We start from the raw sequence: 24191 nt of genomic DNA on the forward strand, positions 1-24191 counted from the left end.
GGCGCGCGCCCGCCCCCCCCCCCCCCCCGGGGGGGCAGAAGATCAGCTCGACTTCGCCAGCACCTTGTTGGCCTTGGCCTCGGCGTCGGCCAGGAGCTTGTCGATGTCGGCGTCCTGCCTGGTCAGCACCGCCGACATGGGGACGTCGAGGATCGCGTAGAGCTCCTGGGACTTCGGCGGCTCCAGCTTGTTCTGGATGGTCGCCGATCCCTCCACGAAGGGGGTGAAGTTCTCCACCGGCACCGTGGCGTTCACCTTACGCAGCTCGGTGATCTCCTTGCCCGGCGCGGCGTCGCCGTACAGGTCGGGGATCGGCAGGCCGACCGGGCGGCCCTGCTGCTTGCTGCGCGCGTAGTTGAACTGCCCCTGGCCCGGGGTCAGCTCATGGAACTCCAGCCACAGCATGGCAGCCTTGATCTTCTCGGGCGTGGCCTTGGGGTTGATCATGTAGCCGTCGCCGCCGTTGAGTGAGGCCCTGGCCTCGGGCAGGGCGGTGACCCCGTAGTCCTCGAACTTGCCCTTGAAGTCGTTGTTGACCGTCTGGACGACATCCGGGGCGCCGATCATCATGCCGAGCTTGCCGCCGCCCATCATCCGCATCAGGTCCTCCCACTGGAGGAGCTGCTTGGTGCCCATGCTGTTGTCGGTCCAGCGCATGGTCTTGAGGTTCTCCAGGACGGCCTTGCCCTCCGGGCTGTTGAACGCCGCGGTCTTGCCGTCGGGAGTGACCATCTCGCCGCCCCGCCCGTAGAGGGAGGCGGCGAAGTGCCAGCCACCGGTGTTGCCGGCGCTGTACTCACCGAATCCGACATATCCGGCACCAAGTCCGGAGATCTTCTTCGCGGCCTCCTGCACCTCGGCCCAGGTCTTGGGCGGCGCGGTGGGGTCGAGACCCGCCTGGGTGAACAACTTTCGGTTGTAGACCAGGCCCATGGAGTAGTTGTTCCTGGGAAGGCCGTAGATCTTGTCGCCTTCCTTGAAGATGCTCATGACGTCGGGCCGCAGGTCGCCCAGCTTGGTGACGCTGCCGACGTACGGGCTGATGTCGGCCGCCTGGCCCGCCGCGATGATCTTCTTGACATCGGTGTAGTAAACGTAGAAGACGTCCTCCATCGTGCCGCCGGCCAGCTTCGCCTGGAAGGTGTCCGGGTTGATGCAGGGGAAGGCGTCCTTGCTGTCGATCGTGATGTTCGGATGCAGCTTCTGGAACGCGGCGACGTCCTCGTCCCAGGCGGTTCGCTCCAGCGGGTTGCTCTTCGGCGGCTGGCAGCCGACGGAGATCGTGACCGGAGCATCGGCCCCAGCGGCGCTCGGACTGGTTTCGGCGGCCTTGGATCCGCTGTCGTCGTTGCCGCAACCGGCGGCGGTGAGCGCGATGGCTGCGGCAAGCAGCATCGAGAGCTTGGGGGATTTCATCCGAGGCACTCCTTGGCGGGTCGGTTGCGAGAAACATATAGATACGTGCAGGAAGTAGCAAGAGCTCGTCAGTTCAGATGCAAAAAAGTGACAGTGACCGGCCGGTCATCCCGCCGTAACACCTCGCCGCAACCAAGAAATCCGTCTGACCTGCGAATATGTCGAGACGACGCGGGATGTAGTCATCCGGCTGCAAGAAGATGCTTGATGACGTCATTTTCTTGTCGGAACTTTCAGAAAGCGGTTGTTCGAAGCCGTACCGTCCGGGGCGCCGGAAGGAGGGCCCTGCCGGTGAGATCATGGAGTCCAGCACGCGTGCCGGCTACTATCCCGGCGCCCGCCGGATGAGGATCAAGATGATCGCCGACCGGGGGACGGGCCGGCTGCTGGGGCCCGGATCGTCGGCCAGGAGGGCGCGGCCAAGCGCATCGACGCCCTGGCCATCGCCGTCTGGCACGAGATGACCGCAGAAGAGATCACCGGGCTCGACCTGTCGTACGCTCCCCCCTTCGCCCCCGTGTGGGACCCCGTTCTGATCGCCGCACGCAAGACGGCCGAACACGTCGAGCGGCTCGGCCGGAAGGGCTGATCCGCCGGCCCGACCTGGACACGGCGGCCACGAGAAACCCCGGGTGGATGGTTGGGCCGGATGAGAGCGGGCAAGGGCGAAGAATCCAAGTGCCGAAACCGACAAGGAGTAGCAATGCTCACATTGACGGACACCGCAGCCCAGGTAATCCGGGATCTCAGCTCGCAGGTGACGGACTCTCCCGATACCGGGGTCCGCATCTCGTCTCAGAGCGACGGCACCGGATCGCTCATGCTGTCGATCGCCGAACACCCCGAGTCCGCCGACAAGGTGGTGGAGTCGGCGGGAGCACGGATCTTCCTCGACCCGCAGGTCGTGGACATGCTGGACGACAAGTCCCTGGACGCCGACGTCGACGAGGGTGGCGGCGTCGCGTTTCTCGTCACCGAACAGCCTCACTGACCATCCGCCGTAAATCCGGCACGCGTGCCCCGATCCCCCCGGGGGGACCGGGGCACGTCCGCGTTCTCAGCGCTCCCTCGGCCGTCCTCGTCAGGGGTTGAGCAGGATCTTGATGGCCCCGTCCCGCTTCTTCTGGAAGATCTCGTAGCCGTAGGGGGCCTGGTCGAGCGGGAGCCGGTGGGTGGCCAGGTCCATGACCCCGAGCGGATCGGCGTCATCGGTCACCAGCGGCATCAGGTCGTCGATCCAGCGCTTGACGTGGGCCTGGCCCATCCGCAGCGTGATGCCCTTGTCGAACATCCTCAGCATCGGCAGCGGGTCGGCCATGCCGCCGTAGACGCCGACGACGGAGATCGTGCCACCGCGCCGTACCGTGTCGATGGCCTGGTTGAACGCGGCCAGCCGGTCGACCCCCGCGTTGGACATCAGCGGGGCGGCGATCGCGTCGGGCAGCAGGCCGGTGACGGTGTGGGCGAACTTGGCGACCGGGGAGCCGTGCGACTCCATGCCGACCGCGTCGACGACGGAGTCGGTGCCGCGCCCGCCGGTCAGATCCCTGACCGCCCCGGGGATGTCGCCGGTCACGGACGCGTCGAGCACCTCGACGCCGTGCCCTCGGGCCATCGCGAGCCGCTCCTGCACCCCGTCGACGCCGATGACCCGGTAGCCGAGGTGCCTGGCGATCCGGCAGGTCATCTGCCCGATCGGTCCGAGCCCGAAGACCGTGACGCTCCCGCCGTCGGGAATGCCGGCGTACGACACCGCCTGCCAGGAGGTGGGCAGCACGTCGGACAGGTAGACGAACCGCTCGTCCGGCGGCCCCTCGGGGACCTTGATCGGGCCGAACTGCGCCTGCGGGACCCGCAGGTACTCGGCCTGCCCGCCGGGGACCTCGCCGTACAGCCTGGTGTAGCCGAACAGGGCCGCGCCCATGCCCTGGTCGCGGACCTGGGTGGTCTCGCACTGGGCGAAGAGGCTCATGCGGCACATGTGGCAGTGGCCGCAGGCGATGTTGAACGGGATGACCACCCTGTCGCCCGGTTTGACGGCGGTGACCTCGGGGCCGACCTCCTCCACCACGCCCATCGGCTCGTGGCCCAGGATGTCGCCCTCGCCCATGAACGGCCCCAGGACCTCGTACAGGTGCAGGTCGGAGCCGCAGATGGCGGTGGTGGTGATTTTGATGATCGCGTCGTTCGGTTCCTTGAGCGCCGGATCGGGAACCTCCTCGACCCGTACGTCGCGCCTGCCATGCCAGGTGAGAGCCTTCATTTTCCCTCCCCTATCGCGTGAGCTGTGACGATGCCTCCTTACCCGCTCCGTGAGGGCCAAACTGGGTGGTTCTCCGCCGGGGTGCGACCTGCCCGGGAAACCGGCGTGGCCTCCACGGGCAGGGCACGGGCGGGGTCGTGGTCAGTACGGCCAGGTCCAGTCGCGGATCTCGGCGGGATCCTCGCCGTACTCACGGGTGTAGGCGCGAGCGCTCAGCCGGCGATCCATCATGTGCTGACGCAGATGCGCCGACCGCTCCGCCAGCCCGGGAACCCGGTCGATGACATCCATGACCAGGTGGAAACGGTCGATGTCGTTGAGCATGGCCATGTCGAACGGGGTGGTGGTGGTCCCCTCCTCCTTGTAGCCGCGCACATGGATGTTGTCATGGCCATGGCGCCGGTAGGTCAGCCGGTGGATCAGCCACGGATAGCCGTGGAAGTTGAAGACGACCGGCTTGTCGGCGGTGAAGAGCGTGTCGAACTCCGCGTCCGACATGCCGTGCGGATGCTCGCTCGGCGGTTGCAGCCGCATCAGGTCCACCACGTTGACCACCCGCACCTTCAGCTCGGGCAGGTACTCGCGCACCAGGGCCGCCGCCGCCAGCGTCTCCAGCGTGGGCACGTCCCCCGCGCACGCCAGCACCACGTCCGGCTCGGTGCCGGCATCGCTGCTGGCCCACTCCAGGATGCCCAGGCCCCGGGTGCAGTGCGCGATCGCCTCGTCCATCGGCAGCAGGTCCAGCACCGGCTGCTTACCCGCCACGATCACGTTGACGTAGTCACGCGAGCGCAGGCAGTGATCCGCCGTCGACAGCAGCGTGTTGGCGTCCGGCGGCAGGTAGACCCGCACCACCTCGGCCTTCTTGTTCATCACCACGTCCAGGAAACCCGGATCCTGATGGGAGAAACCATTGTGATCCTGACGCCACACATGCGATGACAGCAGGTAGTTCAACGACGCGATCGGCCGCCGCCAGTGAATCTTCCGGCAGGCCTCCAGCCATTTGGCATGCTGGTTGAACATCGCGTCGACGATATGGATGAACGCCTCGTAGCAGTTGAACAGCCCATGACGGCCGGTCAGCAGGTACCCCTCCAGCCAGCCCTGGCACAGGTGCTCGCTGAGCACCTCCATCACCCGCCCGCCCCTGGCGAGGTTCTCGTCGGTGGGCAGGATCTCGGCGTCCCAGGCCCGGTCGGTGACCTCGAAGACCGCCGACAGCCGGTTGGACGCCGTCTCGTCGGGGCCCATCAACCGGAAGTTGTCGGGGTTGGCGGCGATCACGTCACGCAGGAACATCCCCAGCACCCGGGTGGGCTCCGTCGACACGCGAGCGGGAGCCTTCACCTCGACCGCGTAGTCACGGAAGTCGGGCAGTGCCAGCGGCCGCAGCAGCTCACCGCCGTTGGCGTGCGGATTGGCACTCATCCGCAGCGGCCCCTCGGGTACCGTCTCCAGGACCTCCGCCACCGGGTGGCCCCGGCCGTCGAACAACTCCTCCGGCCGGTAGGAGCGCATCCACTCCTCCAGCATCGCCAGATGCTCGGGACTGTCACGCACTCTGGTCAACGGCACCTGATGCGCCCGCCAGGTCCCCTCCACCGGCAGGCCGTCGACCTCACGCGGCCCCGTCCACCCCTTCGGCGTCCGCAGGACGATCATCGGCAGGCGGTCGGCCCGTCCGTGCCGGTAGTCGGCGATCTGGTCGAACACCCGTTCCAGGGTCTCGGCCATCAGCGCGTGCATGACCTCGGGGTCGTCGCCGGAGACGAAGTGCGGCCGGTAGCCGTACCCCTCCATCAGCTTGACCAGTTCCTCCTCGGGGATCCGGGCCAGCACGGTCGGGTTGGCGATCTTGTAACCGTTCAGGTGCAGGATCGGCAGCACCACCCCGTCACAGGCGGGGTCGAGGAACTTGTTGGAGTGCCAGCTGCCCGCCAGCGGCCCGGTCTCGGCCTCGCCGTCACCGATGACGCAGGCCACCACCAGGTCCGGGTTGTCGAACGCGGCTCCGTAGGCATGGGCCAGGGCATAGCCCAGCTCACCGCCCTCGTGGATCGACCCCGGGGTCTCGGGCGCGACGTGGCTGGGTATGCCGCCGGGAAAGGAGAACTGCCGGAAGAGCCGCTGCATCCCCCGAGCATCCTGCCCCACATCCGGATATTTCTCGGTATAAGAGCCCTCCAGCCAGGCATGCGCCACCGCCGCGGGACCGCCGTGGCCGGGACCGGCGACGTAGATCATGTCCTGGTCGCGTTCGGTGATGATCCGGTTGAGGTGGGCGAAGCAGAAGTTCAGCCCCGGCGTGGTCCCCCAGTGCCCCAGCAGCCTGGGCTTGATGTGCTCGGGTCGCAACGGCTCGGTCAGCAGGGGGTTGGCCAGCAGGTAGATCTGACCGACCGACAGGTAGTTGGCCGCGCGCCAGTAGGCGTCGACGTGCGCGAGTGCGTCCATACATCGACAGTTCCTCCACGGAGGCGTTCCAACCTCGACGGGGCGAACGTGTTCATCCCGCGTGCCGGGCACGAGCGGGAAGGCGCCCGCTACGGGCGGCCCCACCTGGGTTCCCCCTGGACGCCCCCGCACCGGGCCGGAGCCGGGATCTCCACACCACCGTGATCATCTGTGTCTCCTGTCCCATTACGGTATTGAGGTGGAATGTACGAAGATCTCCGGGTGAGCCGATGGCACCGTGGCGGTGTTCGAGGATGCGGTGGTTCCCCTCGCCGGGAACGTCGGGAGTGAGCAATGAGATTTGTCGGGTTTCGGGATGGTCGTCAGGTCCGGGTGGGAGTGCTGACCGGCACCGACCAGGTGGTGCCGCTGGCCGAGGTGAGCGAGTTCTACGAGGACCTGCCCGGCTGGACCGCCAGGGCGCGCGAGCTCACCACCGGTGAGCCGGCAGGTGAGCTGGCGTTGGGCGAACTGAGCCTGGCTCCGGCGGTGACCGGTTCCGCACGGGTGCTGTGCGTCGGGTTGAACTACCGAGAACACGCCGCAGAAGGCGGTTTCTCCACCCCGGAGACACCGACGATCTTCGGACGGTGGACGACGTCGCTCGCGGTCGACGGGACGCCCGTGCCGGTGCCGCCGGACGAGGCGGGCCTGGACTGGGAGGTCGAACTGGTCGCGGTGGTCGGTACGGCCATGCGGTGCGTGGACCCGGAGACCGCGCTCGCCGGGGTGTTCGGCTACGCGGTCTTCAACGACCTGAGCGCCCGGCGGGCACAGCGGCTGACCGCGCAGTGGACGCTCGGCAAGAACTCCGACCACAGCGGGCCGATCGGGCCTGTCGTGACCGCCGACGAGGTGGGCGACCCGGCCGGTGGCCTCCGGCTGGTGACCCGGGTCAATGGCGAGGTCGTCCAGGACGGCGACACCAAGGACATGATCTTCCCGGTCGGGCAGGTGCTGGCGCACCTGAGCCGGACGATGACGCTGCTGCCCGGAGACCTGGTGGCGACCGGCACGCCCTCGGGGGTGGGGCACGCACGCACCCCGGCGTGGTTCCTGCGGCCCGGTGACGTGGTCGAGGTGGAGATCGACCGGCTGGGCTCGGTGCGCAACCCGATCGTGGCCTGGCCGGAGAGCTGAAACGACGTCGCAGGCGTCTTGGCCGGTGCGCTTCCATGTCGCGGCGCGCCGGGATGAGAGGCCGTTCGAGGAGAGGAACCCCTGAGTGAGAATCGCCATCATCGGCGGAGGCCTCGGCGGGCTGGCCGCCGCCCTGCTGCTGCGGCAGGCGGGTGTCGAGGCAGTCGTGTACGAGCAGACCGCCGAGCTGCGTGAGGTCGGCGCCGGGATCGTGGTGGGCCCCAACATGGTCCGTCCCCTGGCGCGGGCCGGTCTCGGCGAGCGGCTGGCGTCCTTCGCCGTGCCACTGGAGGCCGCCTGGGAGTTCCGGCGCTGGCAGGACGGCCGGGTACTGTTCTCCCAGCCGATGGGCGAGGAGTGCCGCCGGCTGTACGGCGCCGACTGCTACGTCGCGCACCGGGCCGACCTGCTCGAGATGCTGTTGGAGGCACTGCCCTCGGACGCGGTCAGGGCCGGCCGGAGGCTGGAGACCTTGCGCCAGGACGGCTCCGAGGTCGAGCTGGTCTTCACCGACAGCCGGGGCGAGAAGACGACGGTGACCGCCGACGGGGTGATCGGCGCAGACGGCATCCACTCGGCGGTACGGCCCACGGTCGTCGAGGAGGCGCCGCCGCGTTTCTCCGGGCTGTGCGCCTACCGGTGCCTGGTCGAGGCCGAGCACGCGCCGGAGCTGGCGCTACGCCGGGTGCAGACGCTCTGGCTGGGCCCGGGCCGTCACTTCGTCCACTACCCCATCAGGGACAGAAAGCTGATCAACATCGTCGCGATCGTGCCCGCCGGCGACTGGCGTGTCGAGTCGTGGACCGCAGAGGGGCGGATCGAGGACCTGGCGCGCGAGTTCGAGAACTGGGACCCGCGGCTGAGGCAGCTGGTCGCCTCGGCCACCGAGACCAGGCGCTGGGCCCTGTACGACCGCACCCCCCTGGAGCGCTGGACATCCGGGCGGGTGGCCCTGCTGGGTGACGCCGCCCACTCGATGCTGCCCTTCCTCGGCCAGGGAGCCGCCCAGGCGGTCGAGGACGCGGTGGTCCTCGCGAGCTGCCTGCGTGCCGCCACCCGCGAGACGGTGGCGCAGGCGCTGGCCCGCTATGCGGAGATCCGCCGGCCCCGGGCCTCGCAGGTGCAGCTGATGAGCCGTGGCCGCGAGGTGCAGAACCACCTGCCCGACGGGCCCGCCCAGCTGGAGCGCGACGCGGCCTTCGCCGGCGGCGACCCGCTCCGGCAGAACGCCTGGCTCTACGGCCACGACCCCGAGACGATCATGGCAGGCTGAGGCGGCCCGGCCTCGCGCCGCCGGGCTCCGGCCCGCTCGGGGTGGGAACACCCGGCGGCGCGGGTGGTCGCTCCACCTTGCGCACCCCGCCCAGGCCGGCCGGCAGCCCTGACATGAGGTAGACGACGACCTTGGTACGAACGACCGGCACGCCCATGAGGCCGGCGGCGTCCTCGCTCCCGCCGATGGCGTGGACGTTCCGCCTTGCGCCGGGCGAACTCCTGGGTGGTGGTGCCGACGCCGACCACGATCGCGTCGCCCTCTTCGACCGGGGAGACCGCGAGATCGGCGATGGCCCGCTTCACGGTCCGGCCGTGACATCGCCCCGGGACTCGGTGGACGTCACGGTGGACGTCATCGACCGCGGCCACCCCTCGGCGGCATCGGTGAGCAGGTCACGGGCGTGCATGATGGCGGCGGGGGTGTCGGGGAAGATCAGGCCGTCGCGACGCAGATGGTCGGCCACCCCGAGCGCGGCCAGAACCTGATCGTGGCCGGGCCGGATGCCGGACAGCAGCACGACGATGCCGCGGTGTTCCAGATCGGTGATCACCTCTCCCAGCACCCGCGCCCCGGTGGCGTCGAGAGTGGAGACCCGGGACATGCGCAGGATCACCACGCGCGTGTCGGCGACCTCCGACAACTCCAGCAGGAACCGATGGGCGGCGGCGAACACCAGCGGCCCGTCGAACCGGTAGGCGACGATGTGCTCCCGCAGAAGCCGGTACTCCTCCTCGCTGTGGTCACCGCTCTCCAATGGCACCCGCTGCACCTGCGCGTTCCTGACGATGGCGCGCAGCGCCAGGACGATCGCCGTACCGATGCCGACGGCGACCGCGGTCACCAGGTCCACGGCGACCGTGACGACGAAGGTGAGCAGCATGACGAGCCCGTCACCACGTGTCGCGCGCGCGATGGCACGCAGCGAGCCGACCTCGACCATCCGCACCGTCGTGGCCAGCAGCACACCGGCCAGCGCCGCCAGCGGGATGTGCCCGACGACTCCGGACGCGGCGAGCACGATCACGGCCAGCACCACCGCGTGGGTGAGCGCGGCCAGGCGGGAGCGGGCGCCCGAGCGGACGTTGACCGCGGTGCGGGCGATGGCGGCGGTGGCCGGGATGCCGCCGAACAGCGGCGCGGCCAGATTGGCGATGCCCTGGCCGAAAAGCTCGCGGTCAGGGTGGTGTCTCTCGTTGACGCTCATCCCGTCGGCCACGGAGGCGCACAGCAGGCTTTCCAGGGCCGCCAGCGCGGCGACGGCCAGCGCCGAGGGAAGCAGCGCGGCTATCGCGCCGGTGTCGAGGAAGCCCAGCGAGGGGGCGGGCAGACCGGCGGGAAGCGCTCCGATGCGGGCGACATCAAGGCCGCCGAAGACGGTGACCATCGTCGCCAGCGCCACGCCGATCAGCGAGAAGGGCAGGCCGGGCCGCAGGCGGGCACCGACCAGCATGAGGGCGGCCACCGCCACGGCCATCACCACCGGCACCGGGTCGGGGGCGGCGGCGAAACGGGCGACGGCCTCGGCGGCCACCCGCCAGACCTGCTCCCCGTCCACTCCCGAGACCCCGAGGGCGGCGGGCACCTGCTGCAGCGCGATCACCATGGCGATCCCGGCGGTGAACCCCTCGATGACCGAGGTGGGGATGAACTGAACGTAGCGGCCGACCCTGGCCACCGCGAGCCCGACCAGCATCACCCCGGCCAGCAGTCCGACCATCAGCACACCGGGTGCGCCGAACCGGTGCACGATCGGCAACAGCACCACGGTCATCGCGCCGGTCGGCCCGGAGACCTGCAGGTTGCTCCCGCCGAAAACCGCCGCGAGCGTCCCGGCGACGATCGCGGTGACCAGACCTGCCTGGGCCCCCATCCCCGAGCTGACCCCGAAGGCCAGCGCGAGGGGCAGCGCCACGACCGCCACGGTCAGCCCGGCCAGCAGATCCCGTCGCGGATCGCGACGTGCGGGTGCCCAGTCGGCGCGAGTGGGCAGCAGGTCCGACAGGCGGGCCCGCAGCCGCCCTGCGGCGGCGGGCGTGCTCACCCGCGAGCCTCGGCGCGCAGTTCGGCGAGCAGCTCACCCTGCTCGGCGAGCAGCTCGGTCAGGATGGATCGCGCCGCGAACATCAAGGTGGCCACATCCGGGGTGGAGAGCACGTACACGACGGTGGCGCCCTCCCGGGTGGCGGTCACCAGCCCGGCACGGCGCAGCACCGCCAGCTGCTGGGAGAGGTTGGACGCCTCGACGTCGATGGCGCTCAGCAGATCCCGCACCGGCAGGGGGCCGTCCTGCAGCAGCTCCAGCACCCGGACACGGACCGGATGGCCGAGGGTGCGAAAGAGCTCGGCCTTGGCCTGGTGCAGTGGCACCGGCATGATCACGCGGCCCCGGCGACTGGCCCGCCACCGGGGGGGCGTACATCGACGCCGTGCCGGGCGGCGATGCGCAGCAGGTTCTCCAGGCGCCCGGTCAGGACCTCGACCGCGTAATCATCGGAGGCCCGGCGCATGAGCTCCAACTCGCCGTCGACATCGGCTATGCGCGCCCTTAACTCCGCCGCGAACTCGCTCTCGCTCACGCCCCCCACCTCCCGTGGATCAGGTCATCCCCGGCGTCCGGTTTACCGGCACACCCTTCCTGATGATGTGCCAAATTGCATAATTCTTCAAATCGTAATGACGTTGGCTATGATGGCGGGAGCCGTTTTCCACAGGTCCCCGGCCGGTCGGGCCCGATCAATGACGGATCGACCGCCAAGCGGGATACTTGGTGCGGCTACCGCGGGCTGACCTGCGGCGTCAGAGCGCGCCAGCCGGCGATGCGACAGTGACGAGAGGCCGAGCACGGCCTGCGTGAGGGAGTACAGCCAATGGGACGGGGCCGAGCCAAGGCGAAGCAGACAAAGGTTGCTCGCGAGCTGAAGTACAGCAGCCACAGCATGGATCTCGACCGGTTGCGTAAGGAGTTGGGCGCCGGTGACGACACCGCGCCGGAGAGCGAGGCCGACGACCCTGTCGGCGAGCCGACAGGCAGGTAGGGCTGGTTGCGCGGGGTTTCACGGATCGAGGGAACGGCCCGTGCCCCCGAGTACGACGGCGAATCCCGCGCAACATCCTGCAACATCATTGAGGCGACCGGGCAGAGCTGCTTACCGTCACGGTTGTGCGATACCGCCGCACGGCGGGTCACACCCCCCGTACGGCGCGTCGACGGAGAGCTCTGGCGGGTTCCACCTCATCAAGACGGTGACCGGCTGCCCCTTCCCCCCGGACACCGGGATCTGCCAGTTCACACGCCGTGGCCCCGGGAAGAATCGCCAGCTCCCGCGAGGTCATGCCTCGCCGAGGCGGAAAGTCTCCCTGGGCCACGGCCACCACCCATCGCGTGCGCCGGAGAGGCCTTGACGAACCGCTACGGGGCCCAGTTCGGGCCCGACATCACCTTCCTCGGCGTCGACCGATGCTCACTGGATGACCCCGCCGGCTATGCGGGCGCCGACGTCGTGATCCTGGGGGCGCCGTTCGACGGCGGCACCTCGCACCGGCCGGGAGCGCGCTTCGGGCCACAGGCGATCCGGATGACCGACTACCTGCCGCACGACGGAGCGCGCCCCAGCCTGGCACTGCGCACCGACGGGCTGCGCGACCTGCGCGTCCTGGACGCCGGTGACGTCGAGATGCCCCCCGGCGACATCCTGGCCTCGCTGTCCGCGCTGGAGGCCGCCGTCGAGAAGGTGGCCCGAGCCGGAGCCATCCCGGTGGTCCTGGGCGGTGACCACTCGATCGCCTTCCCCGATGCCAAGGGCGTGGCCAACGTCCTCGGGCACGGCCGGATCTCGATGATCCACTTCGATGCCCACGCCGACACCGGCGACATCGAGTTCGGCTCGCTGTGGGGGCACGGGCAGCCGATGCGCAGGCTCATCGAGTCGGGGGCGCTGCGTGGCGACCGGTTCCTGCAGATCGGCCTGCGCGGCTACTGGCCGCCGCCGGAGACGCTGGACTGGATGGCGGAGCGCTCGATGCGCTCGTACGAGATGACCGAGATCGTGCACCGCGGCCTGACGGAGTGCCTCACCGAGGCCTTCGCCATCGCGACCGACGAGTGCGACGGTGTCTTCCTGTCCGTCGACATCGACGTGTGCGACCCGGGTCACGCGCCGGGCACCGGGACGCCCGAGCCCGGCGGCATCACCGCGCGCCAGCTCCTCGACTCCGTACGGCGCATCTGCCTGGAGTTGCCGGTCGTCGGAGTCGACGTGGTGGAGGTCAGCCCGCCCTACGACCACGCGGACATCACCGCCGCGCTGGCCAACCGCGTGGTTCTCGAGGCGTTGAGCGCCATCGCCCGGCGGCGGCGCGACGCCCGGGACGGTACGGCGTGGAACCCGCTGCTTCCCCTGCTCGCCGACCGCCCGGACCGCTGAGAGGTCTACCTGGCTCTCGGGCGGTTGCCCCACCTGGGCTTGCGGAACAGATCGCGCCGCTCCAGCAGGTAGACGAGCTTCGAGGCCGCGACCCTGACGGCCTCCTCGTGCCGGTGGCGCTTCTGCGGTACGGCGGCGCTCCAGCGCTCAAGCAGCAGGGCGATCTCCTCGGCGAGTTCGCCGATCACCCGGTAGCGGGTGCTGAAGGCGTAGAGGTCCCCGTGCACCGCGTCCACCAGGTCCTCCTCGACCCGGTGGGCGAGCGGCCTGACCCGGCTGAGGATCCCGGCCTCCATCGCCGGAGTGACCGGTGCCCGGCGGGCGTCGCCCTCGGGCACCATGATGAGGGCCCGGACCCGCGCGACGGCCAGGGCTCGCTCGGCCTGTGGGGTCGAGGGGTGCTCGGCGAGGTCCAGGAGGCGGCGGAGGGTCTCCTGTGTCTTGTCGTCGAACATGGAAACCCAATCCGCCTTCGCGTCCGGTGTTTTCGCCGGACCGGGAGAGCGGGTCTCGGCGTCGGCATCCGCGCATGCCGCGCATGTGCGATCACATGCTATTCGACCCGATGGGCACGGGCGGCTCCCGGTGTGCCCCCTGCTCCCCGGGGATGGCCTCGGCCCCTCGCTCGTGGTGTCCGCTCCCGGCCACCGGACGATGCTAAAGGGTGTACGGCAGGGTTTCACCCCTTTTGTCGAATCCGGTATTCGACAGCCCCGCAAGCCTGCTTTTTCCGCTAATAGCCTCACTTCTCGGTTTTTCTGCGAATACAGTCCAGCTCTATCGGACGGCGCCCCCTTCGCGGAAGGGCGGAGGAGAGTGGACGGGGTGGCTCACGGCCATGGATCCGATCGGTGACGATCTGCTCAGAATCATCAGGCCCGAGATCGGGTACCGGGAGGGACCCGGCCGGCACAGCAAGTTCGGTGAGTGGTACGCGGCCAACGTGGTCCAGGACCCGCAGTACGAGACGGCCCCGTGGTGCGCGATGTTCATCGCCTGGGCCGCGGAACGGGCGGGCGTACAGCAGTACGTCGGGCAGTTCGCCTGGACCCCGTCGCAGGCCCGCTGGTTCGAGACGAACGGCGCCTGGTCGCGGACACCCGAGCCGGGCGCCCTGGTCTTCTTCGACTGGTCGGGCGGCAAGGACATCAAGGGGATCGACCACGTCGGTGTCGTCGAGAGCGTCGAGGGTGGAACGATCCACACCATTGAGGGGAACGTCGACCGGGTCTGGCTGAAGCGCAAGACGCGCGACCAGAGCAAGGTCGTGGGCTACGGCCTGCCGCGCAAGGTCAAGGAGAACCTGGCGGGAAAGAACGACACCGCCCCGCAGCAGATCGGCCGGATCGAAGTCCGCCCGGCACTCGCCCCGGCCTCCACCGCCCTGACCGACACCTCGGGTACGCTCCCCGTCTCCATGGAGACCGCCGTGGTCGCGGGACTGCTGACCTTCGTCCTCGGCACCTCGTTCGTCCTGTCCCGGCTGCGTCCCCGCGTCTCGGCGGGACGGCACCGCAGGAGGAACGGGCGGCAGGAGGCTCGGCGGCGGGCGGAACGGCGGACCGGTGGAGCGCCCCCGGCCGGGGCCTCGCTCTCCCTGGCCGGGGCGCCCGAACAGGACGGGGCCGGCAGTCCGGAGACGCTCCGGGTACGCAGACCGGGCTGGGCGCACGAGCCGTACCGCGCGGATCACCCACGGCCCGTCAGCGGCCTTACCCCCGAGACCTCCGCCCCCGAGACCCCGGCCCCCGAGGCGGAGGCGCGCCGGGCCGCGTGACCCCCCCGGGGCCGGTGAGCGCGGACTCACAGGTTGATTAATAAGGTTAGGCAAAGCTAAGTTACTGGAAACGGCACTTCCCAGTAAAGGCGGCGTGATGACAGCGGGCGGCGAGCAGACCCTGGAGCGGACAGCGGAGGTTCCGGTCTACCGGGGCCACCACGTGGAGGTTCTGCGGACGGCACGGCTCAGCCCGAGCTTCGTCCGGGTCACCTTCGGCGGCGAGGACCTGGCGGGCTTCGCCGACAAGGGCTTCGACCAGCGGATCAAGGTGATCCTCCCGCTGCCGGACGGCAGCCTCACCCCCCTGGGAGACGGGGACGACTGGTACCAGCGGTGGCGTGCGCTCCCGCAGGAGCTGCGCAACCCGATCCGCACCTACACCGCCCGCGCCGTCCGGCCTGAGCGGCGCGAGCTCGACGTCGACTTCGTCCTGCACGGTGAGACCGGCCCCGCGTCCCGGTGGGCGACCCATGTGACCCCCGGAGACCGGGTCGTGGTGGTCGGCCCCAACGCCGCCCACCCCGGCCCCACCGGCGGCCAGGAGTGGGCGCCGCCCGCCGGGGCGACGCACCTGCTGCTGGCCGGGGACGAGACGGCCGTGCCCGCCATCACCACGATCGCCGAGTCGCTCCCCGGTTCCGTGCCCGCCACGGTGCTGCTGGAAGTCCCCGAGGCCGCCGACGCGCTCGCCCTCGATGTCCGCCCGGGTGTGCGGGTCACCTGGCTGCCCCGCGGGGGTGCCCGCCACGGCGACCTGCTCATTCCCGCCGTCCGCGACGCCCTGAGCGCGCTCGCCGCACCGGCGGGCACCGCCCCCGATGCCGCCGCCCCGTTGGAGGACGTCGACGTCGACACGGAGATCCTTTGGGAGGTCCCTGACTCCTCCACGACCGACGGCCTGTACGCCTGGCTGGCGGGCGAGGCGGGGATGGTCAAGCTGCTCCGCCGCCACCTGGTACGGGAGGCGGGAATCGACCGCTCCGCGGTGGCCTTCATGGGCTACTGGCGGCTGGGACGCGCGGAGAGCGCCTGAACCCGGTGGCAGAGGCCCCGCGGGGCCTTTGCCGTTCCGTACCCGAAAACCTGCCGACTCCTTGCCCCGAGGCGGGGCCGGACAGGTGTCCGGGCCGCGTAGCTTGAGGGCGTAGGGTACCCGGCTCGCGACCTGGGAGGGCCGACATGACAGCAGCACGGCCCGGCCCTCAGGACCCGGCGGGAGCCCCCGGATACCCGCCCATCGCCGACCACGGGTTGATCGGTGACCTGCGCACAGTGGCGCTGGTGGACACCCGCGGCACGATCGACTGGTACTGCTGCCCGCGCTTCGACGCGCCGAGCGTGTTCGGCTCGATACTGGACACCGCCCAGGGCGGCTCGTTCGAGCTGGGCACCGATGTGCCCGCGAGAACCAGGCAGTTCTACTTCCCGGACACCAACGTGCTGATCACCCGGTTCTCCGCGACCGACGGGGTGGGCGAGATCCAGGACTTCATGCCGGTCGTCGACGACTGCGGCGAGTGCGACCGGCACCGGCTGATCCGGCGGGTGAGATGCGTACGGGGATCACTGCCGTTCCGGGCACGGGTGGCTCCCAGGTTCGACTACGGCAGGCAGTCCCACATCCTGAACATGCGGGACGGCCGGGCGATCTTCGAGTCACCGTCGCTCCGCCTGACCCTCGCCTCCAGCGCGACCCTGGAGGCGGACGGTCAGGACGTACGCTCGGAGTTCAAGCTCAACGAGGGCGAGTGGGCGGTGTTCGCCCTCGACAGGCTCAGCGACGACCTGGCCCCGCGCCCGTGCCCGATCGAGGAGGCCGAGGAGCAGTTCACCGCCACCGTCGCGTTCTGGCGCCGCTGGCTGTCGGCGTCGCGCTACCGCGGCCGGTGGCGGGAGATGGTGCACCGCTCCGCGCTCACACTGAAGCTCCTCACCTACGCGCCCACCGGCGGGATCGTGGCCGCCGCGACGACCAGCCTGCCCGAGCGGATCGGCGGGGAGCGCAACTGGGACTACCGGTACGTCTGGATCCGCGACTCGGCGTTCTGCGTGTACGCGCTGCTCAGGCTGGGCTTCGGCGAGGAGGCCGAGGCGTTCATGAACTTCCTGTCCAAGCACGTCAGCCACGACTGCGGCGGCCCCTCCGGGCCATTGCAGATCATGTACGGCATCGACGGGCGCACCGAACTGCCCGAGGTCGAGCTACCCCACCTGGAGGGCTACCAGGGCTCGGCCCCGGTGCGCGTCGGAAACGCCGCCGTGGACCAGCTCCAGCTGGACATCTACGGCGCTCTCCTCGACTCGATCTACCTCTACGACAAGTGGCACCGGCCGATCTCCAGCGACCTGTGGGAGGAGGTCCACCTCCTGGTCGACTGGGTCTGCGACAACTGGGACCGGCCGGACGAGGGCGTGTGGGAGACCCGCGGCGGGCGCAAGAACTTCGTCTACTCGCGGCTGATGTGCTGGGTGGCGATCGAACGGGCCATGCGGATGGCCGCCCACCGCGGCCTGCCCGCCGACACGCAGCGCTGGCAGCTGGCCCGCGATGCGATCTACCGGCAGATCATGCGGCGCGGCTGGTCGGAGCGGCTACGGGCGTTCGTCCAGCACTTCGACGACGACGTCCTCGACGCCTCGGTGCTGATGATGCCGCTGACCAAGTTCATCTCCCCCACCGACCCCAAGTGGCTGTCCACCCTCGACGCGCTCGGCGCGAACCTGGTGTCGGACGCGCTGGTCTACCGCTACGACCCCTCGGTCAGCCCGGACGGGCTACACGGGCAGGACGGCACGTTCTCGATCTGCTCGTTCTGGTACGTCGAGTCGCTCACCCGCGCCGGGCGCCTGGACGAGGCGCGGCTGGCGTTCGAGAAGATGCTCACCTACGCCAACCACCTCGGCCTGTACGCCGAGGAGATCGGGCAGACCGGCGAGCAGCTCGGCAACTTCCCGCAGGCCTTCACCCACCTCTCGCTGATCAGCGCCGCGTTCAACCTCGACCACGCCCTGGGCTGATCCCCCGGCCACGGCGGGCGGGCGCCCAAGACCCGGACCGTCAGGAGCACCCGTGCCGACCGGGCCGCTCAGCGGGCGCTGTCCCGAACCGGCGGCTTGACCACGGTCCAGATCGTGACGGGCGCCATGGGCCGCCAGCCGGTGAAGCCACCGGCCGGAGCGGTCCTGCTGACCGCCAGCCGGACCAGGTCTCCACCGAGTTCCCCCTGCCAGGAGGCCAGAACCGCCTCCGACTCGACGGTCACCGCGCCGGCCACCAGCCTGCCGCCCGGTCGCAGCGCCTCCCAGCAGCCCTCCACCACCCCGGGAACGGTCACCCCACCGCCGATGAAGACGGCTCCCGGCGCCTTCAGCCCGGCGAGTGCGGCGGGGGCGGCACCGGTCACCACGTCGAGACCGGGAACTCCCAGCGCCGCGGCGTTACGGGCGATCACGGCCGCCCGTGAGGGGTGGGATTCCACCGCGACGGCCCGGTTCTCCGGATGGGCACGCATCCACTCGACACCGATGCCGCCCGCCCCCGCACCGATGTCCCACAGCAGCTCGCCCGGAGTGGGCGCCAGCCGGGACAGGACGACCGCGCGCACCTCGCTCCCGGTGAGCCGGCCGTCGTGCTCGAACACCTCGTCCGGCAGGCCGGGCAGGCGGGGCAGCGGAACGGTCCCGGCATCGGCACGGCACTCCACGGCGACGACGTTGAGAGCGTGGGCCACCGGCAGGGACCACTGACCGGCCGTACCGGAGATCACCCGCTCCTCGGCGCCGCCCAGCCTTTCCAGGACCGTCATCGCGCTCGCGCCGTAACCTCGGGCGGCGAGCAACCCGGCGACCCCGGCCGGAGTGCGGCCGTCGGCGCTGAGGACCAGGACCCGGCGGCCGTCCTGGACGGCGGGGTGCAGCACCTCGACGGGACGCGCCACGAGGCTGACCACCTCGACCCGGTCGACCGCCCAGCCGAGCCTGGCGCAGGCCAGGGAGACCGACGACGGGTGCGGCAGGATCCGGACCCGGTCAGCGCCGAGCAGCCGTACCAGGGTCGCGCCGATGCCGTGGAACATGGGATCGCCGCTGGCCAGCACGCACACCCGGCGGCCCCGGTGGGGGGCGATCAGCCGGGGCAGGGCGGGGAGCAGCGGGGAGGGCCAGACGACGCGCTCGGCGCTGGGCTCGGGGAGAAGCCCCAGCTGCCGAGCGCTCCCCATCAGGACCTCGGCGGCGTGCAACTCGCGCCGCGCCTCCTGGGAGAGCCCGGCCCAGCCATCGGCTCCGATGCCGACGACGGTGACGAGGTCAGACATCACCCACCCCTTCCCGATGCCGTTTCCACCGGGCGACATGCTAGCCCGGTGCCGGGTCCGGCCGCGGATCGCGGCCAGGCCCGGCGACGGTCAGCCGTGCACCGGTGCGGCGGGTGGGCGCGGGCACGCCGCGACCACCCGCCGCCGCTCAGCTCGCCGGGTTGAAGATGACGTCATCGGGCGTGATCCGCACGGTGATGCGCTGCTCATCCGGCTTACGGAAGGGATAGGACTCCACACCGAGATACTTGTTCGCCAGGCCGTCGATGACCTCGTCCGCGCCCTCCAGCTCCAGCCGGGCCTTCCCCGAGACGCTGACCAGGTGGTAGGCGTTCTGGGGGTCCAGGACGCTCACCGACACGCGCGGGTCCTCGCGCAGGTGACGCTCCTTGGCCCGGCCCACGGCCGTGTTGAAGACGACGTCGTCTCCGTCGACGTCAACCCACACGACCGTGCTGTGCAGCGAACCGTCCGGCCTGACGGTGGTCACCCAGGCATGAATCGGCTGTTTGAGCAGGTTCTTGGCGTCTTCGCTTAGTTTTCCCACGGGAACCTCCACCTCATGGACGATGTCTACAAGGCAGTCGAACATCGCTCGCACGTGATCGATTCCACCTCCGCCGAGAAAACCGCCGGCGATTCGCGGAACCGGGCGCGTCTCGGCAGGCAACCGTCCGGGAGGGCGGCGGTCATCGAGGCTTCGCGGGCGGATCCGCCGCGGAGGCCGCTTCGGCGACGATCCCTTCCCCGGCAGCCCGCGCACCCGGTCGCCGCACCCTCGGCAGACGGCATCCTGGTAGGCATGAGTTATCGCATATGCGTGGTGTGCATGGGAAATATCTGCCGGTCGCCGATGGCCGAGGTCGTGCTGAGAAAGACCCTCGACGAGCACGGCCTCGGAGATCGCGTCACGGTCGACAGCGCGGGCACCGGTGGCTGGCATCAGGGCGACCCGATGGACCCGCGGGCCGCCGAGATGCTCGCCGACCACGGCTACGACGGCTCGCGGCACCGGGCCCGGCAGTTCCTGCGTGACTGGTACGGCCGGATCGACCTGGTGCTGGCCATGGACACCCGAAACCTGAGCGCCCTGCGCCGCCTTGCCCCCAAGGGGGCGGACGTGCGCCTGTTCCGCTCCTTCGACCCCACGGCCCCGGAGGGCTCCGAGGTGCCCGACCCCTACTACGGTGAACGTGAGGGTTTCGCCGAGGTACTGGAGATGGTCGAAGCGGCGAGCAGGGGTCTGGCCGGGCATCTGATGATCACCCTTAGGTGAGGCTCCCCCGGTGTTGCTGTTCGACTCCGCTGTGGAGAGCCATCGCCTTTACAAAGTAAGCCGCAGGCCTGGCAGCCGGAAGGATCACACGTCCCGGCGAGCGAGCGTGACGGCGGCCGCGGCGAGCGCGACGACGACGTACAGGAACATCACCGCCAGCGCCGCGGGCGGCGACAGCCCGATCCCGGCGGCCGCGTCGCCCAGCCCGACCGCCACCGGCGGCTCACCCGTGGCCTGGGCGGTCAGGTCCTCCAGCAGCACCGAGCCGATCCTGGCGTTCCACGGATCGGGCAGCAGGAGCGCGAACCTCGGGAACACGTACAGGTACACGACGACGGCGGTGATCGCCCCCGCGGTGGAGCGCAGGACGGCGCCCACGCCTAGCCCGATCATGGCGAGCACCACCACCGACAGCCCCCCGGCGAAGATCTTCGGAAACTCCTGCGACAGTGGCGCGGCGAAGTCCGGGATCGGGCGGTCACCGATGATCAACCGGCTGACGAAGAAGGTGATGAAACCGCTCGCCTGCCCCACCGTGAACGCGACGGCGGCCACGACCGCGGCTCTGCACGCCAGCACGACTCCCCGCTGCGGCAGCACCGTGAAGCTGGTGCGGGCCATGCCGGTGGCGTACTCGGAGGTGAACGAGAGAACGCCGAGCACGGCCATGCAGATCTGCACCGGCATCAGGATGATCTGCTCGGGACGCGCCGCGCGCAGGGTGAGCCGCCCCTCGGGCGGCAACCCGTCCCAGAGGCTGCCCACGTACAGGGTGAACACGGCCGCGAGCACGACGAAGACCGCGACGACCGCCAGGACGTACCAGGTGGAGCGGACCGTGCGAAGCTTCAGCCACTCCGCGGCCGGCACGTCGACAGCCATCAGGCCACCCGGTCCCTCGCGCCGCGACAGACCGGTCATCGCCCGCCCGCCCGGTGCTCGACGCTGTCAGCGGTCAGCTCCATGTAGGCCTCCTCCAGGGAGGCACTGCGCGGGGTGACCTCGTGCACGGCGAGGCCGCTCCCCGCGGCCAGGTCACCGATCGCCGCGACGTCCAGTCCCCTGACGACCACTCCCCCGCCCGGCTCCGTCTCGACCGTCGCCCCGGCGGCCTCCAGTACTCCGGTGAGCTCGGCGGCCCGGGGGGAGCGCACCAGCACGCCCCGGTCATGGCGGGCGGCCAGTTCTCCGACCGTGGTCTCGGTGACCAGCCTGCCGCAGCCGATGATCACGAGGCGATCGGCGGTGAGCTCCATCTCGCTCATCAGGTGGCTGGAGAGCAGCACGGTGCGTCCCTCTGCGGCCAGCGAGCGCATCAGATGGCGGATCCACCGCACGCCCTCCGGATCGAGCCCGTTGACCGGCTCGTCGAACATCAGCACCCCCGGGTCGCCGAGCAGCGCCGCCGCGATCCCCAGCCGCTGACGCATGCCGAGGGAGAAGCCGCCGACCCGCCTGCGGGCGACTCCGGCCAGGCCGACCTGCTCCAGGACGTCCGTCACCCTGGAGAGCCCTATCCGGTTGCCACGCGCCAGGCAGCGCAGGTGGTCGAGCGCGCTGCGGCCGCCGTGCACCGCGTTCGCGTCGAGCAGCGCGCCGACCTCGCGCATCGGGTACCGCATCGTGGCGTAGCGGCGCCCGTTGACGAGCCCGTGGCCCGAGGTGGGGGCGTCCAGGCCGAGCAGGACGCGCATGGTGGTCGACTTGCCCGCGCCGTTGGGGCCGAGGAAACCGGTGACCAGCCCCGGTTTCACCTGGAACGACAGCCCGTCCAGCACGGCTTTGTCGCCGTGGCGTTTGGTCAGCCTCATGATTTCGATCATGTCGTCGAGGCTCTCGCGGGGCGGGTCGCGCCCGCGTCGGCCTACGGCGGGCACTTCACGCTCAGCCCCGGGTCCGACGACGGCGGCCACGGCGCGCGAAGGTGGGCCCCGGGGATGACGTCCTTGAGGTGGAGGCGAGGACACGACCCCGGCGGATACCGTTCCAGCGTGGACGACTCACTCTTCCTGAGCCGCTGGAGCCATGACCGGCTCGTCCGCCTCGATGCCGTGGCGGCGGCCGGATACGCGGTCGCGCTCCTGTTGCTCGCGGCCGGAAGCCCGGATCCCGCGGTGCCCACCTGGGCGGAGTACCTGGTCCTGGCCGGGGTCGCCCTGCCGCTCGCGGTGCGGCGGCTGTGGCCGCTCACCGTCTTCTGCGCCGTCCTCGCGATGTCGCTGGCGTCCGTCCTTCTCGGCCTGGCGCACGACAGGTTCGCGGCGGCGGCCTTCGCGATCTACATGGTGGCGCTCACCCTGCCCCGGCCGCGCGGGGAACCCACGCTCGCGATCGGCGCCTGCAGCGCGGTGGCCGTCCTGCTGCTGTCGGTGGCGGGTGCCCCCGGCCGGGCGGCGAACATCGCCGGGGTGCTGCTGGCAGGAGTGGCCTTCATGGGTGGCGCCTGGATCGCCGGCCGTGCCGTGCGCGAGCGCCGGGCGCACGCGGTGCGGTCGGCCGAGCAACTCGCCGACCGGGCGGTCACCGAGGAACGGCTGCGGATCGCCCGTGAGCTGCACGACGTGGTGGCGCACAGCATGAGCCTGATCGCCGTCAAGGCGGGCATCGCCAACCACGTCGCCGCGGCGCGGCCCGAGGAGGCCGCGGACGCGCTGCGCGTCATCGAGGTCACGAGCCGGGGCGCACTGACCGAGATGCGCCGGCTGCTGGGTGTGCTCCGCTCCGATCTCGACGCACCACCCGACCTCACCCCCTCCCCCGGTCTGACGGACCTCTCCGTGCTGGCCGGGCAGGCGGCGATGGCCGGGGTCCGCGTCGAACTGGACGTCCGGGCGACCGGCCTGCCGGAGGGAGTGGAGCTGTCGGTCTACCGGATCGTCCAGGAGGCGCTGACCAACGTCGTCAGGCACGCCGCCCCCGCCCGGTGCCGGGTCTCGGTCGAGGCGTCTGCGGGCGAGGTCAGGGTCGAGGTCGCCGACGACGGGCCCGGTGAGCGGGTGCTGCCCGGCGGCCCGGGGCACGGATTGATCGGGATGCGCGAAAGGGTGGCCGTGTACGGCGGGAGTCTCACAGCCGGGCGCCGTCCCGAGGGCGGGTTCGGGATCTCGGCGCGCATGCCGTACGGGGAGGCGCCGTGATCCGGGTGCTCGTCGTGGACGACCAGGCGCTGCTGCGCGGAAGTTTCCGGCTGCTGGTGGACAGCGCCCCCGATCTGGTGACGGTCGGCGAGGCCGGGACGGGTGCCGAGGCGGTGGAGCTGGCCCGCGACGAGTCGCCGGACGTGGTGCTCATGGACGTGCGGATGCCGGAGATGGACGGCATCGAGGCGACCCGGCGCATCTGCGGCCCCACGGGCGTCCTGGGGGCGCGTGTGCTCATACTCACCACGTTCGACCTGGACGAGTACGTCTACGCGGCGCTACGCGCCGGGGCCAGCGGCTTCCTGCTGAAGGACACCCCGCCGGGCGATCTGCTGGCCGCGATCCGGGTGGTCGCCTCCGGCGAGGCGTTGCTCGCCCCGACGGTGACGCGCCGGCTCATCGCCGAGTTCTCCCGGCTCCCGGAACCGGCGCGCCTGGTGGCCCGCGAGCTCGAGGGGATCACCGGACGGGAGCGCGACGTTCTGGCGCTCATCGCCCGGGGGCTGTCCAACACCGAGATCGCCGAGCACCTGACCCTGAGCCTGGCGACCGTGAAGACGCACGTGGGCCGGCTGCTCGGCAAGCTCGGCGCGCGCGACCGGGCGCCAGCCCGCGACGCCCGGTAGAGGGCGTCGATGATGGGCTCGTCGACCAGGGAGTTCGTCTTCATCCTGATGCCGGCGGGACGGCCCGCCTCCTGATG

General features: G+C 70.6%; 24 protein-coding genes and 1 pseudogene. 12 read left to right on the top strand and 13 right to left on the bottom strand.

What is annotated here, in order from left to right; genetic code table 11:
- Positions 1 to 42: 42 nt before the first annotated feature.
- Positions 43 to 1416 carry an ABC transporter substrate-binding protein gene (locus ABT130_RS39880; protein ID WP_350926171.1) on the bottom strand — a complete coding sequence of 458 codons (1374 nt, stop codon included), beginning with the start codon at positions 1414 to 1416 and terminating at the stop codon, positions 43 to 45.
- A gap of 460 nt (positions 1417 to 1876) precedes the next feature.
- Here ABT130_RS39880 and ABT130_RS39885 point away from each other — a divergent pair, with 460 nt between their 5' ends.
- Entirely contained in the window at positions 1877 to 2005 is a 129-nt protein-coding gene (locus ABT130_RS39885; RefSeq protein WP_350964597.1) for a hypothetical protein, read from the top strand.
- 114 nt (positions 2006 to 2119) lie between these two features.
- The gene (locus tag ABT130_RS39890) at positions 2120 to 2407 is read left to right on the top strand and encodes a Fe-S cluster assembly protein HesB (protein WP_350926173.1); all 288 of its coding nucleotides are present in this window, start codon (positions 2120 to 2122) and stop codon (positions 2405 to 2407) included.
- 90 nt (positions 2408 to 2497) lie between these two features.
- Here ABT130_RS39890 and ABT130_RS39895 read toward each other — a convergent pair whose 3' ends face one another.
- Positions 2498 to 3679 carry a zinc-dependent alcohol dehydrogenase gene (locus ABT130_RS39895; protein WP_350926175.1) on the bottom strand — a complete coding sequence of 394 codons (1182 nt, stop codon included), beginning with the start codon at positions 3677 to 3679 and terminating at the stop codon, positions 2498 to 2500.
- A 141-nt stretch (positions 3680 to 3820) separates the two neighbouring features.
- Positions 3821 to 6136 (bottom strand): phosphoketolase family protein, encoded by a 2316-nt coding sequence (locus ABT130_RS39900; RefSeq protein ID WP_350926177.1) that lies wholly within the window; start codon positions 6134 to 6136, stop codon positions 3821 to 3823.
- Between the two features lie 294 nt (positions 6137 to 6430).
- Between ABT130_RS39900 and ABT130_RS39905 the strand changes: the two genes are divergently transcribed.
- Both ABT130_RS39905 and ABT130_RS39910 read left to right on the top strand, forming a co-directional pair.
- A complete protein-coding gene (locus ABT130_RS39905) occupies positions 6431 to 7276 on the top strand; it encodes a fumarylacetoacetate hydrolase family protein (RefSeq protein WP_350964599.1) in 846 nt (281 codons plus the stop codon).
- 85 nt (positions 7277 to 7361) lie between these two features.
- Positions 7362 to 8549, top strand: a complete 1188-nt coding sequence (locus ABT130_RS39910) for an FAD-dependent monooxygenase (RefSeq protein ID WP_350964602.1) — start codon at positions 7362 to 7364, stop codon at positions 8547 to 8549.
- Here ABT130_RS39910 and ABT130_RS47875 read toward each other — a convergent pair.
- The 4 genes from ABT130_RS47875 to ABT130_RS39930 are packed head-to-tail and all read right to left on the bottom strand — an operon-like array spanning position 8536 to position 11128.
- A complete protein-coding gene (locus ABT130_RS47875; RefSeq protein ID WP_451935970.1) occupies positions 8536 to 8835 on the bottom strand; it encodes an ABC transporter permease subunit in 300 nt (99 codons plus the stop codon). The two genes, ABT130_RS39910 and ABT130_RS47875, sit on opposite strands and share 14 nt — an antisense overlap.
- A gap of 15 nt (positions 8836 to 8850) precedes the next feature.
- A complete protein-coding gene (locus ABT130_RS39920) occupies positions 8851 to 10593 on the bottom strand; it encodes a SulP family inorganic anion transporter (protein ID WP_350964607.1) in 1743 nt (580 codons plus the stop codon).
- Entirely contained in the window at positions 10590 to 10925 is a 336-nt protein-coding gene (locus tag ABT130_RS39925) for an ArsR/SmtB family transcription factor (RefSeq protein ID WP_343973370.1), read from the bottom strand. The genes ABT130_RS39920 and ABT130_RS39925 overlap by 4 nt, the downstream gene beginning before the upstream one ends.
- A 2-nt stretch (positions 10926 to 10927) precedes the next feature.
- Positions 10928 to 11128, bottom strand: a complete 201-nt coding sequence (locus ABT130_RS39930; RefSeq protein ID WP_350964610.1) for a hypothetical protein — start codon at positions 11126 to 11128, stop codon at positions 10928 to 10930.
- A gap of 291 nt (positions 11129 to 11419) precedes the next feature.
- Here ABT130_RS39930 and ABT130_RS39935 point away from each other — a divergent pair, with 291 nt between their 5' ends.
- Positions 11420 to 11587, top strand: a complete 168-nt coding sequence (locus ABT130_RS39935) for a DUF3073 domain-containing protein (RefSeq protein WP_084195352.1) — start codon at positions 11420 to 11422, stop codon at positions 11585 to 11587.
- Positions 11588 to 11950: 363 nt separating this feature from the next.
- Complete coding sequence (speB, locus tag ABT130_RS39940; RefSeq protein ID WP_350964612.1) at positions 11951 to 12976, top strand: agmatinase; 1026 nt, start codon at positions 11951 to 11953, stop codon at positions 12974 to 12976.
- Between the two features lie 5 nt (positions 12977 to 12981).
- On the opposite strand, the gene ABT130_RS39945 is transcribed toward speB, so the two are convergent.
- Entirely contained in the window at positions 12982 to 13431 is a 450-nt protein-coding gene (locus ABT130_RS39945; protein WP_350964614.1) for a hypothetical protein, read from the bottom strand.
- Between the two features lie 383 nt (positions 13432 to 13814).
- Here ABT130_RS39945 and ABT130_RS39950 point away from each other — a divergent pair, with 383 nt between their 5' ends.
- From ABT130_RS39950 to ABT130_RS39960, 3 genes are all read left to right on the top strand, one after another.
- The gene (locus ABT130_RS39950) at positions 13815 to 14753 is read left to right on the top strand and encodes a CHAP domain-containing protein (RefSeq protein ID WP_350964616.1); all 939 of its coding nucleotides are present in this window, start codon (positions 13815 to 13817) and stop codon (positions 14751 to 14753) included.
- Between the two features lie 97 nt (positions 14754 to 14850).
- A complete protein-coding gene (locus tag ABT130_RS39955; RefSeq protein ID WP_350964618.1) occupies positions 14851 to 15789 on the top strand; it encodes a siderophore-interacting protein in 939 nt (312 codons plus the stop codon).
- A gap of 146 nt (positions 15790 to 15935) precedes the next feature.
- Entirely contained in the window at positions 15936 to 17774 is a 1839-nt protein-coding gene (locus ABT130_RS39960; RefSeq protein ID WP_350964620.1) for a glycoside hydrolase family 15 protein, read from the top strand.
- Positions 17775 to 17842: 68 nt separating this feature from the next.
- Here the strand turns inward: ABT130_RS39960 and cbiE are convergent, their stop codons facing one another.
- The gene (cbiE, locus tag ABT130_RS39965) at positions 17843 to 19072 is read right to left on the bottom strand and encodes a precorrin-6y C5,15-methyltransferase (decarboxylating) subunit CbiE (RefSeq protein WP_350964622.1); all 1230 of its coding nucleotides are present in this window, start codon (positions 19070 to 19072) and stop codon (positions 17843 to 17845) included.
- 148 nt (positions 19073 to 19220) lie between these two features.
- Positions 19221 to 19619, bottom strand: coding sequence for a TIGR03618 family F420-dependent PPOX class oxidoreductase (locus tag ABT130_RS39970; RefSeq protein WP_350926201.1), 399 nt, complete (start codon positions 19617 to 19619; stop codon positions 19221 to 19223).
- A gap of 255 nt (positions 19620 to 19874) precedes the next feature.
- On the opposite strand from ABT130_RS39970, the gene ABT130_RS39975 reads away from it, so the two are divergent.
- On the top strand, positions 19875 to 20348 hold the full coding sequence (locus tag ABT130_RS39975; RefSeq protein ID WP_350926203.1) for a low molecular weight protein-tyrosine-phosphatase: 474 nt from the start codon (positions 19875 to 19877) through the stop codon (positions 20346 to 20348).
- Positions 20349 to 20432: 84 nt separating this feature from the next.
- Here ABT130_RS39975 and ABT130_RS39980 read toward each other — a convergent pair whose 3' ends face one another.
- Complete coding sequence (locus tag ABT130_RS39980; RefSeq protein WP_350964625.1) at positions 20433 to 21230, bottom strand: ABC transporter permease; 798 nt, start codon at positions 21228 to 21230, stop codon at positions 20433 to 20435.
- 35 nt (positions 21231 to 21265) lie between these two features.
- On the bottom strand, positions 21266 to 22171 hold the full coding sequence (locus tag ABT130_RS39985; RefSeq protein WP_350964628.1) for an ATP-binding cassette domain-containing protein: 906 nt from the start codon (positions 22169 to 22171) through the stop codon (positions 21266 to 21268).
- A gap of 168 nt (positions 22172 to 22339) precedes the next feature.
- On the opposite strand from ABT130_RS39985, the gene ABT130_RS39990 reads away from it, so the two are divergent.
- Positions 22340 to 23485, top strand: coding sequence for a sensor histidine kinase (locus tag ABT130_RS39990; protein ID WP_350964631.1), 1146 nt, complete (start codon positions 22340 to 22342; stop codon positions 23483 to 23485).
- Positions 23482 to 24114 carry a response regulator gene (locus ABT130_RS39995; RefSeq protein ID WP_350964634.1) on the top strand — a complete coding sequence of 211 codons (633 nt, stop codon included), beginning with the start codon at positions 23482 to 23484 and terminating at the stop codon, positions 24112 to 24114. Before ABT130_RS39990 ends, ABT130_RS39995 begins: the two co-directional genes overlap by 4 nt.
- Here ABT130_RS39995 and ABT130_RS47880 read toward each other — a convergent pair.
- Positions 24093 to 24191 (bottom strand): annotated as a pseudogene (locus tag ABT130_RS47880) (hypothetical protein); the annotation flags it as partial. The gene ABT130_RS39995 and the pseudogene ABT130_RS47880 sit on opposite strands and share 22 nt — an antisense overlap.

Origin of the sequence: Streptosporangium sp. NPDC001681 (assembly GCF_040298085.1) — a bacterium.
Taxonomy (GTDB): domain Bacteria; phylum Actinomycetota; class Actinomycetes; order Streptosporangiales; family Streptosporangiaceae; genus Streptosporangium.

Bases quoted from the DNA above. Each gene is read 5' to 3' on its own strand.
- ABT130_RS39880 (WP_350926171.1), bottom strand. From the start codon at position 1,416: ATGAAATCCCCCAAGCTCTCGATGCTGCTTGCCGCAGCCATCGCGCTC.
- ABT130_RS39885 (WP_350964597.1), top strand. From the start codon at position 1,877: ATGACCGCAGAAGAGATCACCGGGCTCGACCTGTCGTACGCTCCCCCC.
- ABT130_RS39890 (WP_350926173.1), top strand. From the start codon at position 2,120: ATGCTCACATTGACGGACACCGCAGCCCAGGTAATCCGGGATCTCAGC.
- ABT130_RS39895 (WP_350926175.1), bottom strand. From the start codon at position 3,679: ATGAAGGCTCTCACCTGGCATGGCAGGCGCGACGTACGGGTCGAGGAG.
- ABT130_RS39900 (WP_350926177.1), bottom strand. From the start codon at position 6,136: ATGGACGCACTCGCGCACGTCGACGCCTACTGGCGCGCGGCCAACTAC.
- ABT130_RS39905 (WP_350964599.1), top strand. From the start codon at position 6,431: ATGAGATTTGTCGGGTTTCGGGATGGTCGTCAGGTCCGGGTGGGAGTG.
- ABT130_RS39925 (WP_343973370.1), bottom strand. From the start codon at position 10,925: ATGCCGGTGCCACTGCACCAGGCCAAGGCCGAGCTCTTTCGCACCCTC.
- ABT130_RS39935 (WP_084195352.1), top strand. From the start codon at position 11,420: ATGGGACGGGGCCGAGCCAAGGCGAAGCAGACAAAGGTTGCTCGCGAG.
- ABT130_RS39945 (WP_350964614.1), bottom strand. From the start codon at position 13,431: ATGTTCGACGACAAGACACAGGAGACCCTCCGCCGCCTCCTGGACCTC.
- ABT130_RS39950 (WP_350964616.1), top strand. From the start codon at position 13,815: ATGGATCCGATCGGTGACGATCTGCTCAGAATCATCAGGCCCGAGATC.
- ABT130_RS39955 (WP_350964618.1), top strand. From the start codon at position 14,851: ATGACAGCGGGCGGCGAGCAGACCCTGGAGCGGACAGCGGAGGTTCCG.
- ABT130_RS39960 (WP_350964620.1), top strand. From the start codon at position 15,936: ATGACAGCAGCACGGCCCGGCCCTCAGGACCCGGCGGGAGCCCCCGGA.
- cbiE (WP_350964622.1), bottom strand. From the start codon at position 19,072: ATGTCTGACCTCGTCACCGTCGTCGGCATCGGAGCCGATGGCTGGGCC.
- ABT130_RS39975 (WP_350926203.1), top strand. From the start codon at position 19,875: ATGAGTTATCGCATATGCGTGGTGTGCATGGGAAATATCTGCCGGTCG.
- ABT130_RS39980 (WP_350964625.1), bottom strand. From the start codon at position 21,230: ATGGCTGTCGACGTGCCGGCCGCGGAGTGGCTGAAGCTTCGCACGGTC.
- ABT130_RS39985 (WP_350964628.1), bottom strand. From the start codon at position 22,171: ATGATCGAAATCATGAGGCTGACCAAACGCCACGGCGACAAAGCCGTG.